Origin of the sequence: Halomonas sp. OfavH-34-E (genome assembly GCF_024124525.1) — a bacterium.
GTDB lineage: Bacteria > Pseudomonadota > Gammaproteobacteria > Pseudomonadales > Halomonadaceae > Halomonas > Halomonas litopenaei.
Genome location: NZ_JAMXRY010000016.1, coordinates 66,939 through 82,353, shown reverse-complemented (window position 1 = coordinate 82,353; position 15,415 = coordinate 66,939). Strand labels below are relative to the sequence as shown.

Genomic DNA, 15,415 nt, shown 5'->3' with positions numbered 1-15,415 from the left:
CTCTCCGCGGTTCAGGACTTCTGGAACATGGCCAGCATCCGGCGTGTCACCAGGAAGCCACCCACGACGTTGATGGAAGCGATCAGCACCGAGATGCCCGCCAGCAAGGCGACCAACCAGCTACCCGAGCCCACCTGGAGCACGGCACCGAGGATGATGATCCCGGAAATCGCATTGGTCACCGCCATCAGCGGCGTGTGCAGAGAGTGACTGACGTTCCAGATGACCTGAAAACCGACGAAGCAGGCCAGCGCGAAGACGATAAGGTGCTGCATGAAGGACGCCGGCGCCACCAGACCGAGCAGCCCCATGACGATGCCGCCGACCGCCAGCATGGTGACCTGGCTCTTGGTCTGCTTCATGAAGGCAGCGTGTTCGGCAGCCTTGCGCTCCTCCGGTGTCGGCTCCTTCTCCTTGGGCTTCGGCTTGGCCGCGGCGATGGCCTTGACCTTGGGCGGAGGCGGCGGAAAGGTGACCTCACCCTGGTGGGTGACGGTCGCGCCACGGATCACGTCGTCTTCCATGTCGTGAACGATCTTGCCGTCCTTCTCCGGCGTCAGATCGGTCAGCATGTGACGGATATTGGTCGAGTACAGCAGCGACGACTGGGTGGCCATGCGCGACGGGAAGTCGGTATAGCCGACCACGATGACGCCGTTGTCGGTAACCACGCGCTCATCAGGCTTGGTCAGGTCGCAGTTGCCGCCCTTCTCGGCGGCCAGGTCGACCACCACAGAGCCCGGCTTCATCGCCTTGACCATGTCCTCGAGCCACAGCTTGGGAGCCGGGCGTCCGGGGATCAGGGCGGTGGTGATGACGATATCCACCTCGGGGGCCTGCTGACGGAACAGCTCGAGCTGCTTTTCGCGGAACTCGGGGCTGGAGGGCGCCGCATAGCCACCGCTTTCGGAGCCGTCCTGGGAGTCCTCGAAATCGAGGAACAGGAATTCGGCGCCCATGGACTCGATCTGCTCGGAAACCTCGGGGCGCACGTCGAAGGCACGCACCACCGCACCAAGGCTGGTGGCGGTGCCGATGGCGGCAAGACCGGCGACGCCGGCACCGATGATCAGCACCTTGGCCGGAGGCACCTTGCCCGCGGCGGTAACCTGACCGGTGAAGAAGCGCCCGAACTGGTTGCCTGCCTCGATCACCGCGCGATAGCCGGCGATGTTGGCGGTGGAGGACAGCGCATCCATCTTCTGGGCGCGGGAAATCCGCGGCACCATGTCCATGGCGACGACGCTGGCACCCTTGTCCTTGCAGGTCTCGAGCATCTCCTCGCTCTGGGCCGGCCAGAAGAAGCTGATCAGGGTCTGGCCCTGGCGCAGCAGGTCGGACTCTTCCTTCTGTGGCTCGCGCACCTTGACGACCACGTCGGCCTGCTCGAACACCGCCTCCATGCTGTCGACGATAGTGACACCGGCCTCTTCATAGGCGGCGTCGGTAAAGCCGGCAAGCTCACCTGCGCCCGTCTCGATCAGGCACTCGTGACCCAGCTTCTGAATGTGTCCGGCGCTCTCGGGCGTCAGCGCGACACGCGCCTCGCCCTTATGCCGTTCCCTTGGTGCTCCTATCTTCACGATGGATCTCCCATGTGGCCAACGTTATTACGATTGCTTGTTATGGTTTCTTGTTGTCATTCCTACCAGTGTTACCTCTTGTGGCTAGTCTGCACAAGAGGGGATCGCCAGTAATTTGTGCACTGCAATGTGAGAGCAACCACCTGAATCCATTAAGAGAACCGGCACGAAGCGGGGTGTAACCTTATGCCCTTCCGAGCCTCCCAGGCCCGGCGTGCCCGGTCTGGCGGCGTGATCACACCCTGAAGGCAACCTCCAGCGAACAACAACGGAAAATGCAGCCTGAGGTCGACCGCCCTTTCACGATTGAACAAGCGCTCACTCAGCTATTTATTCGCTCAGAAAAAACGTCGAACATCTGCGCCACCTTGCCGACCGGATGAACCCAGAAGATAGCCGAAAGGATGACAGATAGCGCTGGCGACAGGACTGGCAAAAGGATGACAGATAGCGCTGGCAAAAGCGCTGGTGAAGCAACAGGCGACGCACAGCGCGTCCACTCGACATCGCCTGTTCAAAGCGCTGCTCGGTGCCAACGCGGCCCTTACGGATACAGAATGACCTTGGCGGCGGCGCTGCGCCCGCTTGCCAGCTCCTCGAAGGCGGCCGGCCCCTCGGCCAGAGGCCGCTTCTCGACCCAGGACAGCTCCCCCAGCGCACCGGCGTCGAGCAGTGCGACGGCAGCGCGAAGATCACCGAAGCTGTAGGTGTAGGCACCAAGAAAACTCAGCTCCTTCAAGGTGATGGCGCGGGTATCCGTGACCCCATCGTTGTCCTGCAGACCAAGGTGCATGATGGCGCCACCAGGACTAGCCGAGGCCACCGCCATCTTGCGCGTGGGGCCAGCTCCCACACAGTCGAACACCGCTTCCACCGAGTCGGCCCGGGGCGGCGCTTCGCGCGGGTCGAAGGCCTCGAGCCCGACCCTTAGCGCCGCCTCCCGGCGCAGCGGGTTGAGATCGGCGATACGCAGCGAGCGCACCCCGCGCTGGCGCAGGATCAAGGCGGTCATCAGGCCAATGGCGCCGGCACCGATCACCAGCACCCGGGACTCCGCCAGCGGGCGATCGAGCACCCGCTCCAGGCGGTGAATACCATGCACTGCGGTCGCCACCGGCTCGGTCATGGCGGCGATCTCGGCGCTGAGCGTCTGTGGCAGCTCGATCAGGCTGTGATCGGCGATGTTGACCGTCTCGGCGAAGCTGCCGGGGCGATTCATGCCGATCATGCTGCGGTTCTCGCATAGATTCTGGCGCCCGGCCTGGCAGTACTCGCAGTGGCCGCAGACAATCAGCGGGTTCATGGTGACCCGCTTGCCCTTCCAGGCACCCTCGACCACCCGTCCCGCGACCTCGTGGCCCAGGATCATCGGCGGCACCCGCCGGGGATCATGGCCATGGTAGGCATGCAGGTCGGAACCGCAGATGCCGGTGGCCTCCACCTGCACCCGCGACTCCCCCGGCTTGAGCGGCTCGGGCTCGGTGCCACGCATCTCCATCTGCTCGCGAGCGACGTAGAACAAGGCTTGCATGGTGAGTCTCCTGAATCACTTGGCGGTAAAGCCGCCATCGACGTGAAGGATCTGGCCGGTGACGTAGGCCGAGGCCGGGGACGCCAGGAATACCGCCGGTCCCGCGATATCCTCAAGCCGCCCGTTACGGCCGATGGCGGTCTGGCGCGCCAGCGCCTCGGACCTGGCCGCATCATCGAACACCGGTGAGGTCAGCTCGGTAGGAAAGAATCCCGGCGCCAGCGCATTGGCGTTGATACCGTGGCGCGACCAGGCCTCGGCCATGGCGCGGGTCAGCTGGGCGATGCCACCCTTGCCGGCCCCGTAGGGGGCGCTGTCGGGAAAGGCACGACTGGACTGCAGCGAGGCCAGGTTGATGATGCGACCGTAGCCCGCCGCGCGCATCCCCGGAACCAGCGCCCGTGACAGAAAGAACGGCGTGCCCAGGTGGAGCTGCAGGGTCAGCTCCCACGAGGCCAGATCGACCTCTTCTGCCGGCTGGCGCAAGTTCACCCCGGCGGCGTTGACCACAATCTGGGGATCGCCAAACGCCTCGGTGGCGCGATGTGCCACCTCTTCGAGGCCCCTGGCGTCGGCCAGGTCGGCGCTGAGGGCGGCCGCCTGGCCGCCCATGCTCCGAATCCGCTCCACTCCCGCATCCAGCGCGTCCTGACGCCTGGCGGCCAGCACCACCCGGGCGCCGCTCGCCGCCAGTGCCTCGCCGATGGCAAGACCCAGCCCGCTGCTGCCCCCGGTGACCAGCGCCACCCGTCCGTCGAGGTCAAAATCGGGGCGCATGGTCATACGTCCTCTTCCACCGCCAGCACAAAGCGCTCATCGGGATAGTACTTGGCCAGACGGATATCGCCGGTTCGGGCATGGCCTTCCATGCCCTCGCAGCGCGACAGCCTGGCGGCGGTGGCGGCTACGGTGCGGGTGGCCTCGCGGCTCTGGCGCTGGTAGGTCACGATCTTGAGGAACTTCTGGGCGCACAGCCCGCCGGTGTAACGCGCCGCCCCCTTGGTCGGGAGGATGTGATTGGTGCCCGAACACTTGTCGCCGAACGCCACCGAGGCTTCCTCGCCGACGAACAGCGAGCCGTAGCTGTTGAGGCGCTCCATCCACCAGTCCAGATCCTCCACCTGCAGTTCCAGATGTTCGGAGGCATAACGATCGCTGACCTCGACGGCTTCCTCCCGGGTATCGCAGACGATGATCTCGCCGTAGTCGCGCCAGGCGGCGTCGGCGGCCTTGCGCTGGGTTTCCGGCAGGTCATCGATACGCGCCTGGATGCGCTGATCCACCGCTTCGGCCAGTTCGCGCGAGGTGGTGAACAGCCAGGCCGGCGAATCCGGGCCGTGCTCGGCCTGGCCAACCAGGTCCTCGACCACGATATCGGGATCGGCCCTGTGATCGGCGATGATGCCGATCTCGGTGGGCCCGGCGAACATGTCGATGCCGCAGCGTCCGAACAACTGACGCTTGGACTCGGCGACGAAGCGGTTGCCCGGGCCGACCAGAATGTCGGCGGGCTTGCCGGTGAACAGTCCAAAGGCCATGGAGGCGATGCCCTGAACCCCGCCCATCTGCAGGATGACGTCGGCACCGGCGAGATCCATCGCATAGAGGATGGCCGGGTGGATGCCGTTCTTGTCCCGCGGCACCGAACAGGCCACCACGTTCTTGACCCCGGCCACCTTGGCGGTGGCCACACTCATGATCGCCGAGGCAATATGCGCGTAGCGGCCACCGGGCACGTAGCAACCGGCGGTCTCCATCGGGATCAGCTTCTGCCCGGCGAACAGGCCCGGAGACAGCTCGGTCTCGAAGCCCTGGATGCTGTCGCGCTGGGCAGCGGCAAACCGGCTGACGCGCTCATAGGCGAAGTGGATATCCTGCTTGAGCTGCTCGGGGACCTTCTCCCTGGCCGCCTCGATCTGGTCACGGCTGACGATGACGTCGCCTTCCCAGCCGTCGAGTTCACGACAGTATTCCCGCGCCTTGGCCTCTCCCCCGGCCTCGATCTCGGCGAGCATGCGCGAGACGACTTCATGGGTCTGGGTGTCGTTGCTGGAGGCATTCTTGTCGGCTTGCTTGTAGTAGTGAATCGCCATGTTGAGTCTCCTTGAGGTCATCGGCCGGTATCGGTCGCCACACATGCTTGAGTCTTGAGCATGCGCAGTGCCTAGGGTGTGCCGTCGACTCGGCCGTGATGCGCCGACGGCGTCGTTGTTCTGGTGAGCGTTGCTCTAGCGAGGCGTGGACCGGCCAGTCGCCTAGCGTCGCCCTCGCCCTCGCCCTCGCTTCGTATCTTTACGTCTACACTTTTGTAAGCGCTTACAAATCCGTTGAAAAAAGGGGGAAGACAGCTCTCCCCCAACCTCTCCCTGGGCTCAGTCCGAAAAGTCGACGAGCGAAGGTTAGACAAGGCAAAAATCGGTGAGAAAGCGCAGTTTACGGGGTGTAAATGAGCATTTTGATCCGATTTTTAACGCCGTATTACCGAGCGCAGGCACTTTTCAGACGAGCCCTACCCTATCGCCCAGGTCGACAACCAAGGCAAATAAGCGATCATCAACACCACGATCAGCATCCCCAGCACGAACGGCAGCGCGTAGCGAGCGATCGACAGGACCGAACAGCGGGTCAAGCCGGACACCACGAACAGGTTGAGTCCCAGCGGTGGCGTGATGAAGCCCAGGCCCAGGGTGGTGACCATCAGGATCGCGAAGTGGAACTCGTTCATCCCCGCCTCCAGCGCCAGTGGCAGCAGCAGCGGCGCCAGGATGACGATGTTGGGGGTGGTTTCCATCACGCAGCCAGCCAGCACCAGAATGCCGATCATCATCAGGATCATCAGCCAGGGGGCGTCGGTGACACCGCTGATTCCGCTGACCAGGGTCTGGGGGATATCGAGGCTGGCCAGGCTCTGCGCCAGCGGCAGGGACACCGCGATGATCGGCACGATGACGCCGCACACCCGCGCCGAGCTCTCCAGCATGCGCGGAATGTCACCCAGCGTCAGGCGACCCTGGCGCAGGCCGATGATGACCACCACCACCACGGCCACCGATGCCGCCTCGGTAGGAGTGAAGATGCCGGTGTAGATGCCGCCCAGGATCACCACCGGTACGAACAGCGCCCAGCGGGCGTCCCATACGGTGTCGATCCAGCGTCGCCAGGAGAAACGCTCGCGATCGCCTTCGAAGCCGTAGATGCGATTGAGCACCATATTGGTGGCCATGACCGAGATCATCACCATCACCCCGGGGATCGCCGCCGCCAGAAACAGCGTCGAGGCGGACATGCCCAGCACCAGGCCCATCACGATATAGGCGATCGATGGCGGGATCAGGATGCCGGTGCAGGCGCCGGAGGCCACCAGCGCGCAGGCCGCCGGCAACGGATAGCCGCGCTCCACCAGCCGGGGAATGGTCATGCGCCCCACCGCCGCGGCACCCGCTGCGTCCGAGCCGGAGATGCAGGCAAAGAAGCCGCAGCCCAGCGTCGTAGAGCTGCCAAGGCCGGTCTTGAGCCCGCCGACGCTGGCCTCGGCCACATCCAGCAACTTGCCGGAAAGCCCCGAGCGCACCAGGGCATCGCCGGTCAGGATAAACAGCGGCACCGCGATCAGCGCAAAGGCGTTGATGCCCTCGAACAGCGACTCGCCGAACACCGACAGCGGCAAGGTCTCGGTAAAGGTCAGCATGCCCAGGGTGCCGAGACCGATGGCGACCCACACCGGCACCCCGACCAGGATCATCACGATCAGCGCCGCCAGCGGCGCATAGAAGGTCCAGTCCAGGGAGGCCGCGGCCTGTTGAAGTTCCATGAATTCCATGACGGTCCCCCTCAGTCGAAGAGCTTCTGGCCATCGAAGACCGGATCACCACGCTGCATGCGCCGGATATCCGCCAGCATGCTCTGCACCACTCGCCAGGCGATCAGCAGAAAGCCCACCGGGATGGCGGCCAGAAAGAACGCCTGGGAAACCCGCAGTCCCGCGGTGACCGAACCGAAGTTGATCGATGTCAGCACCGGTGCGATTGACAGGTACAGTGCCCACACCGCCAGCACCAGGGTGGCGATATCCGAGATCCACCAGCCCAGGCGCTTCATGCGAGGCCCGCCCAGGTTGATCAGCACATCGATGCGGATATGGGCGCGGTCCCTGACCGCCGCGGCAGCGGCGAGCCAGGCCAGGTAGATAAAGGCATAGCGCGCCAGCTCCTCGCCCCAGACAGAGGAGTAGTTGAGGGCAAAGCGGCGGATGACTTCCACCGCCACCGTCAGGATGATCAGCGCGTAGAAGGTCAGCAGCAGCCAGCGCTCGGTGCGGCGATCGACGTCGTCACAGCGCAGGCGCAGGGCGCGCCAGCGCGTGTCCTTAGGCGTTGCTGTCGACGAAATAGCCATTTTGCACCTCCGTGGCGGCCAGCAGTTTGTCGAATGCCTCCAGCGACCCCGCCAGTTCACGCTTGGTCTCGTCCCAGGCGGGCAGCTGATGGCCGCAACGCTCGACCCACTGGGCCTTTTCCTCGTCGCTCAGGGAGTAGACCTCGACGCCGGCCAGGCGCATCTGGTCATGGGCGTAGGCTCGCGCCGCCGGGACCTTGGCGAGGTTTTCGCGGAAGGTGACATCAGACGCCTGCATGACAGCGTCCTGAAGCGCGCCATCCAGGCTGTCGAACCAGGCCTTGTTGCAGGTGTAGACTTGGGCATCCGGCACCGACTGGATGGTGGAGATGCTCGACAGCACGTCGGTGAAGCCGAACACCAGCAGGGCCTGGACACTGGGGTCGAGGGCATCGGCCACGCCCTGCTTGATCGCCGACGAGGTCTCGCCCCAGGCCACCGGCGTCGGGTTGGCACCGGCCAGTCGATAGACCTGCTGCAGGATCTGCGAGGACGGCACCCGGAACTTGATGCCGGAGATGTCATCGGGGACCCGCACCGGGCCATCGAGCAGCCCCTCGCGCACGGCGACGGTCCTCGGGTCGATGCAGATATAGGACAGCACCTTGAAGCCGCGCTCCTCGACCTTGTGGTGAACGGTGTCGCGCCAGGCGTCCGAGGTCACCAGATTGATCAGACGCTGGTTCTCGCCACACCAGTAGGGAATGTTCACCAGGTCGGCTTCCGGGGCGAAGGACGACAGGTTGGACAGCGAATGCTGGGCGATGGCGATGGAACCGTTCTGGACCATCGAGATCAGCGCCCCGCCGGTGGCGAGCTGACCACCGGGCGCCAGCTTCACGTAGAGCCGACCGCCGGAGAAGTTCTGCAGGTTCTCCTTGAAGTTGAGCTGCATGATCGGATAGGCCCGCGAGGCGCCCAGGGTATAGCCGGTGGCGAGCACGATGGTGCTCTCGGCCGCGTTCTCTCGCTCGGACTCTTCCTTGGCGGTGGCCGCCATGGCGCTTTCCGAGAACAACGCACCGCCGACCGCACCGACCACCGCGGCGGTAAAACCGAACTTCGCCACGGTGCCCATGAACAGCCGTCTTTCCGGCTGGCTGGGAGCACCGCTGTCATTGGTGATGAAATCTCGCATGGTCATTGTCCTTGTTGTGTGGTTGGCGTGCCCGGCTCGGCGCCAGACGGCGCCTTGCCCTCGAACTTGAGGCAGGCAGAGACGAAGAAGGCGGTAGCGAGCGTCAACAGCACCGCCTCGTAGGCGGCTTCCAGCGCCCACATTCCCGGTACATAGCGCTGGATGGCGACGTTGACGAAAAAGGCGGCGAACAGACATATCGACAGCCATAACATCAACTTGGCTGAGGACGAAGACGACCTGGACATGGGTGGCGACTCCCGACTCTCGTTGTATTTGGTGGTACGCGTCGTTGTCGATCTTGCTGAGCCTGGACCGGCTCCGCTCGAAGCCGTGGTCAGGCTAACGAGGCAAAAATGCAGCAGTGAACTACGATCAACGCTGTCTGCTGCTATAATTGTAAGCGCTTACATGGCGCACCATTCAAGGTAGATTCCTCTATAGGACTTGTCCAGCCAGAATCCTGTAAAGGACCTTCGACTTTAGCCGCAACCGTGGCGCCGATCGGATCACACCGGTGGCGCCACCCAGGAGAGGCCAGATGAACGATCGTCCCACCAGAGCGTTGCTGGAAGATGTGGCCCGGGAGGCCGGGGTCTCGACGGCGTCTGTCTCGCGGGTGCTCAACGGCGCACCCCACGTCAGCGACCGCCTGCGAAAGAAAGTGGAGGCTGCCGTCGGCCGCCTCGGCTACGTGCCGGATGGTTCGGCCCGTGCACTGGCCTCGCGCCGCATCGGCGCCATCGGTCTGCTGGTACCGACCCTCGACAACCCGATCTTCGGCACCATGGCCAACAGCCTGGAGCGGCGCCTCAAGGAGCATGACTGTCGTCTGCTGCTGGCCACCTACCGCTACGACCTCGAGGACGAACTGCAGGCGTTGCGGACGCTGGTCCAGCATGGCGTGGACGGCGTCGTGTTGATCGGCCATGAACACCTTGCCGACGCCTACCGTCTGCTTCACCAGCGTCAACTGCCCTTCCTCACCAGCTGGCAGACCCATGACAAGGCCGAAGCCCCCTGTATCGGCTTCGACAATCGCGGCGCCGCCAGACAGCTGGCGAGCCACCTGATCGACCTGGGCCACCGCCGCCTCGCCATCGTCACCGCACCCTATGAACACAATGACCGTGCCCGGGCCCGCTTCGAGGGGTTCAGCGATGCGATTACCGCTGCCGGTTGCCCGGCGCCGGACGTCGAGGTGGTGGAGTACGGTGTCGCCGAGGGCGCCGACGCCTGCGCCAGACTGCTGGAGATGTCCTCCCCGCCCACGGCGCTGCTTTGCGGCAATGACACCCTGGCCTTCGGCGCCCTGCTCGAGGCCCAGCGACGCGGGCTCGACCTGCCTAGGGAACTGTCGATCACCGGCTTCGACGATCTGCCCCAGGCGGCCTACATGTCGCCATCGCTGACCACCGTCTCGGTGCCCGCCAGTGACATCGGAGTGCATGCCGCCGACGCCCTGATGACGTGGATTCGCCATCGCGAACGGCCCAGCGACCTGCACCTGGATGCCAGCGTCCAGCTACGGGGATCGACGGCGCCGCCACTTGCCGGAATCGGCCAGTAGGCCGGCTGAGCTGGCTGATAAAGCCATTCAGCAAAGCTATTCGGGAAAGTCGTTCTAGGCGCTATCCGCGAACTGTATCCGCGAACGCTATCCAGGAAGCCGCACTGCTAGGAAGTCGCAATGGCCGTCAGGTCATCCACCACCGCCGTCGGCAGCGCCAACCGATCATGGCTCTGGCGTCGCAGCTGGTGGCGCCGGTCGCCGGGCAGGCGCACGCCCGGCTGCTCGAGCATCGCGGCGAACAGCACTTCACAGCGCGCGAGCACATCGGGCGCGAAGCGATCGACGTCGAACAGCAGCATCAAATGACCGACCCCGGGTGGCTCTCCCTGCGCCTCGAAGAAAGACCCCGCCTCGAAACCGAAGCGACTACCGGAAAGCCCCGCGCACAACAGCTCCACCATCATCGCCAGCGCCGCCCCCTTGGCGTCTCCTGCCGGCACCATGCTGCCCTGGATGGCGGTCTCTGGATCGGTGGTAGGCGCCCCATCCGGCCCCACCGCCCAGCCCTCGGGGATCGGCTTGCCGGCCTTGCGCGCCAGCATCACCTTGCCCCTGGCCACCTTGGACAATGACAGGTCCAGCAGCATGGGTTCGCCCTCGGGTCGCGGACAGGCGAAGGCGATGGGGTTGGTGCCGTAGAGCGGCTTGTGACCACCCCAGGGCGCCATGGCCGACGGCGCATTGCTGAATGCCAGCGCCATAAAGCCCTCCCGAGCCGCTCGCTCCACCGGTGCACCGGCCACCCCAAAGTGGTGAGAGCGTCCGATGGAAATCGCGCATAGCCCCTGCTGCCGCGCCACCTCGAAGCCGGCGTCCAGCCCGCTGGCGATGGCCGGAAAGGCCAATCCATGGTCGGCGTCGACCCGCACCACCGCGCCATCGGCTTCGGCCCTGGGTATGGCGCCGGCGTTGACCTTGCCGCTGGCGGCCTGGTCCAGATAGAACGGTAGGCGCGAGAGCCCATGGGACGGCAGACCGTCACGCTCGGCGTCGAGCAGCGCCTCCACCGTGATGGCGGCCTCGCGCTCGGGGAAGCCTCTGGCACGCATCGCCTCCATGGCGAGTTCCCGCGCCTGTTCGCGGGCAAGTGTTGTCGTCTGGCTCATGCCACCCCCTCCGGCGTCAGTACCGCAACCACGTTCTCGGCGGTCATCTGGCTGATACGCGCGTTGGACTCCTCGGTCACCCCGGCGATATGCGGGGTCAGTACCAGATGGGGCACCCCTTCGAGCACCGAGCCTGCGCCAAGTGGCTCCTGTTCGAACACATCGAGCATGGCCCCCGCCAGGCGTCCACTGGTGAGCGCCTCGGCCAGTGCCGGCTCGTCCACCACCCCACCGCGGGCGGCGTTGATGACCACTGCGCCGGGCTTCATGACGGCCAGGCGATCGGCGTCCAACAGGTGTCGGGTCTGGTCATTGAGCGGCACGTGGAGACTGACCACGTCGGCCTCGGACAGCAGCACTTCCAGCTTCTCGCAGCGCTGGGTCTGGCCCCAGGCCGCAGACTCGGCCGGCAGGTGGGGATCGAACGCCAGCACCTCCATACCGAGGGCCCGGGCGAGCCCGGCGGTGACCTGGGCGATGGCACCAAAGCCCACCAGACCCAACCTCGCGCCGCTGACCTCACGCCCCATCAGCGCCTGGCGGGGCCACTCCCCTGCCAGCATGGCCGGGGTCGAGGCGTAGGAACCTCGGCGCAGCATCAGCGCCCCGGCGATCACGTACTCGGCCACCGAGCCGGCGTTGCCACCCTGGGCCGGCTTGACCTCGACGTCGCGCTCGGCGCAGGCTCCGAGGTCGATATTGTCGAGTCCGACACCAAGACGCCCCACCACCTTGAGGCGCGGCGCCCTTGTCAGCAGTTCGCTATCGACCTGGGTCCGATTGCGCACGATCAGCGCATCGGCGTCGGCCACCGCGTCCAGAAGGCGTCCTCGATCCTCGACCAGACGGGTGTCACACAGCACTTCGTGGTGCTCACCGAGCCAGGCCACCGCCTGCTCGTCCATGAATTCCGAGATAACTATCCTGGCCATCGTTTTACTCCCTCGATAATGGCGTCGAATCGACCTCACAGCGTGAACCAGCGACCCGCGGGCAGCGGAACATTGAGTACCAGCGCAAACAGGGCATAGAAGAAGGCCACCAGCACGGCGCCGGTTGCCAGGTGTCCGGCCAGGCGACGTGGATGCCAGCGCCGGTACTGCGCCACCACCATCAGCCCGACGAAGCTTGCAAGGCCGGTCAACAGGAAGCCGAGCCAGGGCAGCGCCAGGGCCCAGGCCAGCATGATTCCGACCAGCGCCAGGCGACGAGGGGTCGAGCCCGCACTCGGATCAGAACTTGGATCAGAACTCGAATCAGAGCCCCGCTCATGGTTGGCCACCACCCCGCGCAGCCCAAGCTGCCCCAGGCGCAGCAGCCCCGCGGCGATCACCACCAGCGAGATCACCGCAGGAAATACCGCCCCGAGCTGACTCATCTCACGGGTCTCCCACAGGCATAGAGCGGCGCCGGCGACGAATAGCGTCGGCAGCAGATACTCGCTTGCTCGGGAGCAGGAGGCCTGGATGGCGTGCTTCTTCTTGCTGGCAGCGCTGGCGTTGTGGCCAGTGCTCGTGTCGTGACCAGTGCTTCTGTTGTGAACAGCGCTCATGGCGACGCCTCCCCATTGATTGTCTTGTCCTGACGTCTTGCCTCACGCCGTGCCTTGACCATCGGGTAGAAGACGCTCAGCAACGACAACGCAATGATCGTCAGGCTGATCGGACCACCGAAGAAGGTAGCGAACAGCGATCCGCTGGCCCGCCCCATCAGGAAGCCCTGGACGAAGCCCTGCTCGGCGATGGGTCCGAGGATCAGCCCCAGCACGATGGGCGAGGGCCGAAAGCCGTAGCGATTGAGCACCCAGCCCAGCACCCCCAGGCACAGCATGATCACCACGTCGCTGGCGCTGTTGCGGATGGCGTAGGTGCCGATCACCGTCATGAAGGCGATGGTCGGTACCAGCAGCGCCTTGGGAATGGAGATGATCGACTTGAAGGCGTAGCGCCCGATCAACAGACCCAGCGGCAGCAGCAGGCAGGTGGCCAGAAACAGCCCGGCGACGAAGGTGTAGGTGATACCGGCGTTGGTGGTGAAGAGCTCCGGTCCGGTACGAAAGCCCTGCACCAGCAAGGCCCCGAGGATCACTGCATCCGGCGGCGTGCCCGGGATGCCCAGCACCAGGGTCGGAATGAAGCCGCCGCCCACGGTGGCATTGTTGGCGGCCTCGGTCGCCAGCACCCCCTGAGGATTGCCCTTGCCGAAGCTCGCCGGTTCGTCGGCCACCCGGCGTGCCTCCGAATAGGACACCAGGCTTGCAATCGAGCCGCCCGCCCCGGGCAGGATGGCGACACCGGTGCCGATGGTCGCCGAGCGCAGCAGGTTCAGCTTGCCCTTGATGGCGATCGCCATGCCCTCGCGAAAGCGCACCCCGCGCGACACGCCATCCACCTTGAGGTGAGCGGCGGGTGTTGCCACCAGATCGATCAGCACCGGAATGCAGTACAGGCCGATCAGTGCCGAGACCGTCTCGATGCCACCAAGCAGCACCGGCGAGCCGTAGGTGTAGCGGATATCGCCGCCGATCACCGCGACGCCCACGGTGGACAGCAACAGGCCGAAGCCCGCCCCCATGAACCCCTTGAGGGTCGAGTCCTCGGACAGCGCCGAGATCAGCGTCAGCCCGAAGATCGCCAGCCAGAAGTACTCCACCGGCCCGAAGCTGAGCGCGACCTGGGCCAGCAGCGGCGCCAGCAGCAGCAGCGCCAGCACCCCGACCAGCCCACCGACCACCGAGGCGATGGTCGACAGGGTGACGGCCAGATCACCGTCACCGCGGCGGGCCATGGGATAGCCGTCGAAGGTGGTGGCGATGGCCGAGGGCGTCCCCGGCGTATTGACCAGTATCGCCGAGTAGGAGCCGCCGTAGATGGCCCCGGTATAGATGGCGCCGAGCATGATCAGGGCCGACTCCGGCGCCATGCCGAAGGTCACCGGGACCAGCACCGCCACCGCCATGGTGGCGGAAAGCCCCGGCAGGGCACCGATGACGATGCCCGCCGTTACCCCGAGCAGGGCCAGCGCAAGATTGAGCGGCGACAGAGCGCCGAGCGCGTGAACGATAAGATCCATGGCGTTGACCTCAGTCGATCAGGCCGAGTTCTCGCGCGCTGGTCTCATACTGCTGGCTCTGTTCGGCCAGAAAGTCGGCAACGTCATCATTGCCGACGTCCATCAACACGAAGCCCAGATCCTCCATCTCCTGGCGGAACTGGGGATTCTGGTTGATCTGATCGAAGATCTCGGACAACCGCGCCTGAACGTCTGCCGGCGTCTCGCTGGGCACCGCCATGCCACGATAGGCGCCGCCCACCATGTCATAGCCGAGTTCCTGGAAGGTCGGCACGTCGGGGAACAGCGGATGGCGCTCCTCGGCGGCCACCGCCAGCATGCGCACCTTGTCCTGATGGTTGGCGGCCACGGTGGTATAGCCCCACTCGGCCTGGACCTGGCCACCCAGCAGAGCGGTGACCGCCGCGCCGGTGCCCTTGAAAGGGATGTAGGTAGTGGTGACGTCGGCCAACTGCTGGAAGCGCGTATTGGCCACGTCATTGGCACTGTAGGTGCCGCTACCGGAGAAGGTCACCACACCGGGCGCCTGGCGCGCCGCCTCGACCAGATCTTCCAGGGTCTGGTAGGGGCTGTCCTCGCGGACCAGGATGGCGTCCGGCGAGTAGTGGAAGAAGTAGAAGTTGTTGACGTCCTCGGTGGCAAAACCGGCATCCTTGCCCATCGGCTTGAGCACGATATGGGGCAGATTGGAGCCCATGATGGTATGGCCATCGGCGGTCATGTCGTTGAGCTGGGACCAGCCCACCGCGCCGCCGCCACCGGGCATGTACTGGATGATCAGCTGCTGGCCGGTGATCTCCTCGAAGTACTTCTGCTGCAGTCGGGCACTGATATCGGACTCGCCGCCCGGACCGAAGGGGATCACGTACTGCACGTCCTTGGCGGGAAAGTCCTCGGCGTCGGCGAGGGCCAGCGGGGCCACAAGGGTTGACGCCGCCAGCATCGCGGTCAGGGTCAGGGTGTGGGAAAGGCGCATGACGTTACTCCTGATGTTGTCGTTATGGGGTGGTCAGGATC

General features: G+C 65.2%; 14 protein-coding genes. 1 reads left to right on the top strand and 13 read right to left on the bottom strand.

All coding sequences use genetic code 11. From position 1 onward, the window contains the following. Nucleotides 1–11: 11 nt before the first annotated feature. The 8 genes from NH448_RS09200 to NH448_RS09165 form a co-directional block, all read right to left on the bottom strand. Nucleotides 12–1,583 carry a Re/Si-specific NAD(P)(+) transhydrogenase subunit alpha gene (locus NH448_RS09200; RefSeq protein ID WP_045991815.1) on the bottom strand — a complete coding sequence of 524 codons (1,572 nt, stop codon included), beginning with the start codon at nucleotides 1,581–1,583 and terminating at the stop codon, nucleotides 12–14. A gap of 544 nt (nucleotides 1,584–2,127) precedes the next feature. Continuing rightward, nucleotides 2,128–3,114 carry an alcohol dehydrogenase catalytic domain-containing protein gene (locus NH448_RS09195; RefSeq protein ID WP_045991816.1) on the bottom strand — a complete coding sequence of 329 codons (987 nt, stop codon included), beginning with the start codon at nucleotides 3,112–3,114 and terminating at the stop codon, nucleotides 2,128–2,130. A gap of 15 nt (nucleotides 3,115–3,129) precedes the next feature. Beyond that, nucleotides 3,130–3,891 carry an SDR family oxidoreductase gene (locus NH448_RS09190; RefSeq protein ID WP_239452511.1) on the bottom strand — a complete coding sequence of 254 codons (762 nt, stop codon included), beginning with the start codon at nucleotides 3,889–3,891 and terminating at the stop codon, nucleotides 3,130–3,132. A 2-nt stretch (nucleotides 3,892–3,893) separates the two neighbouring features. Next, complete coding sequence (hisD, locus tag NH448_RS09185) at nucleotides 3,894–5,207, bottom strand: histidinol dehydrogenase (protein WP_045991818.1); 1,314 nt, start codon at nucleotides 5,205–5,207, stop codon at nucleotides 3,894–3,896. A gap of 416 nt (nucleotides 5,208–5,623) precedes the next feature. Beyond that, on the bottom strand, nucleotides 5,624–6,925 hold the full coding sequence (locus NH448_RS09180; RefSeq protein WP_231498473.1) for a TRAP transporter large permease: 1,302 nt from the start codon (nucleotides 6,923–6,925) through the stop codon (nucleotides 5,624–5,626). A gap of 20 nt (nucleotides 6,926–6,945) precedes the next feature. Continuing rightward, complete coding sequence (locus NH448_RS09175; RefSeq protein ID WP_083970439.1) at nucleotides 6,946–7,509, bottom strand: TRAP transporter small permease; 564 nt, start codon at nucleotides 7,507–7,509, stop codon at nucleotides 6,946–6,948. Next, nucleotides 7,481–8,647, bottom strand: a complete 1,167-nt coding sequence (locus tag NH448_RS09170; protein WP_045993115.1) for a TRAP transporter substrate-binding protein — start codon at nucleotides 8,645–8,647, stop codon at nucleotides 7,481–7,483. The genes NH448_RS09175 and NH448_RS09170 overlap by 29 nt, the downstream gene beginning before the upstream one ends. Before the next feature lie 2 nt (nucleotides 8,648–8,649). Then, the gene (locus tag NH448_RS09165; RefSeq protein ID WP_045993114.1) at nucleotides 8,650–8,895 is read right to left on the bottom strand and encodes a hypothetical protein; all 246 of its coding nucleotides are present in this window, start codon (nucleotides 8,893–8,895) and stop codon (nucleotides 8,650–8,652) included. Between the two features lie 293 nt (nucleotides 8,896–9,188). On the opposite strand from NH448_RS09165, the gene NH448_RS09160 reads away from it, so the two are divergent. Further along, complete coding sequence (locus tag NH448_RS09160; protein ID WP_045993113.1) at nucleotides 9,189–10,217, top strand: LacI family DNA-binding transcriptional regulator; 1,029 nt, start codon at nucleotides 9,189–9,191, stop codon at nucleotides 10,215–10,217. Between the two features lie 107 nt (nucleotides 10,218–10,324). Here NH448_RS09160 and NH448_RS09155 read toward each other — a convergent pair whose 3' ends face one another. The 5 genes from NH448_RS09155 to NH448_RS09135 are packed head-to-tail and all read right to left on the bottom strand — an operon-like array spanning nucleotide 10,325 to nucleotide 15,374. After that, complete coding sequence (locus tag NH448_RS09155; protein WP_052704375.1) at nucleotides 10,325–11,326, bottom strand: Ldh family oxidoreductase; 1,002 nt, start codon at nucleotides 11,324–11,326, stop codon at nucleotides 10,325–10,327. Further along, on the bottom strand, nucleotides 11,323–12,258 hold the full coding sequence (locus NH448_RS09150; RefSeq protein ID WP_045993111.1) for a hydroxyacid dehydrogenase: 936 nt from the start codon (nucleotides 12,256–12,258) through the stop codon (nucleotides 11,323–11,325). The genes NH448_RS09155 and NH448_RS09150 overlap by 4 nt, the downstream gene beginning before the upstream one ends. Nucleotides 12,259–12,293: 35 nt before the next feature. Beyond that, nucleotides 12,294–12,878: a tripartite tricarboxylate transporter TctB family protein gene (locus tag NH448_RS09145; RefSeq protein ID WP_052704374.1), complete on the bottom strand. Its 585-nt coding sequence runs from the start codon at nucleotides 12,876–12,878 to the stop codon at nucleotides 12,294–12,296. Continuing rightward, nucleotides 12,875–14,398: a tripartite tricarboxylate transporter permease gene (locus tag NH448_RS09140; RefSeq protein ID WP_045993110.1), complete on the bottom strand. Its 1,524-nt coding sequence runs from the start codon at nucleotides 14,396–14,398 to the stop codon at nucleotides 12,875–12,877. The genes NH448_RS09145 and NH448_RS09140 overlap by 4 nt, the downstream gene beginning before the upstream one ends. Before the next feature lie 10 nt (nucleotides 14,399–14,408). Then, the gene (locus NH448_RS09135; protein WP_045993109.1) at nucleotides 14,409–15,374 is read right to left on the bottom strand and encodes a tripartite tricarboxylate transporter substrate binding protein; all 966 of its coding nucleotides are present in this window, start codon (nucleotides 15,372–15,374) and stop codon (nucleotides 14,409–14,411) included. Between the last annotated feature and the right edge of the window lie 41 nt (nucleotides 15,375–15,415).

Bases quoted from the DNA above. Each gene is read 5' to 3' on its own strand.
- NH448_RS09195 (WP_045991816.1), bottom strand. From the start codon at position 3,114: ATGCAAGCCTTGTTCTACGTCGCTCGCGAGCAGATGGAGATGCGTGGC.
- NH448_RS09190 (WP_239452511.1), bottom strand. From the start codon at position 3,891: ATGCGCCCCGATTTTGACCTCGACGGACGGGTGGCGCTGGTCACCGGG.
- hisD (WP_045991818.1), bottom strand. From the start codon at position 5,207: ATGGCGATTCACTACTACAAGCAAGCCGACAAGAATGCCTCCAGCAAC.
- NH448_RS09180 (WP_231498473.1), bottom strand. From the start codon at position 6,925: ATGGAACTTCAACAGGCCGCGGCCTCCCTGGACTGGACCTTCTATGCG.
- NH448_RS09175 (WP_083970439.1), bottom strand. From the start codon at position 7,509: ATGGCTATTTCGTCGACAGCAACGCCTAAGGACACGCGCTGGCGCGCC.
- NH448_RS09170 (WP_045993115.1), bottom strand. From the start codon at position 8,647: ATGCGAGATTTCATCACCAATGACAGCGGTGCTCCCAGCCAGCCGGAA.
- NH448_RS09165 (WP_045993114.1), bottom strand. From the start codon at position 8,895: ATGTCCAGGTCGTCTTCGTCCTCAGCCAAGTTGATGTTATGGCTGTCG.
- NH448_RS09160 (WP_045993113.1), top strand. From the start codon at position 9,189: ATGAACGATCGTCCCACCAGAGCGTTGCTGGAAGATGTGGCCCGGGAG.
- NH448_RS09155 (WP_052704375.1), bottom strand. From the start codon at position 11,326: ATGAGCCAGACGACAACACTTGCCCGCGAACAGGCGCGGGAACTCGCC.
- NH448_RS09150 (WP_045993111.1), bottom strand. From the start codon at position 12,258: ATGGCCAGGATAGTTATCTCGGAATTCATGGACGAGCAGGCGGTGGCC.
- NH448_RS09145 (WP_052704374.1), bottom strand. From the start codon at position 12,878: ATGAGCGCTGTTCACAACAGAAGCACTGGTCACGACACGAGCACTGGC.
- NH448_RS09140 (WP_045993110.1), bottom strand. From the start codon at position 14,398: ATGGATCTTATCGTTCACGCGCTCGGCGCTCTGTCGCCGCTCAATCTT.
- NH448_RS09135 (WP_045993109.1), bottom strand. From the start codon at position 15,374: ATGCGCCTTTCCCACACCCTGACCCTGACCGCGATGCTGGCGGCGTCA.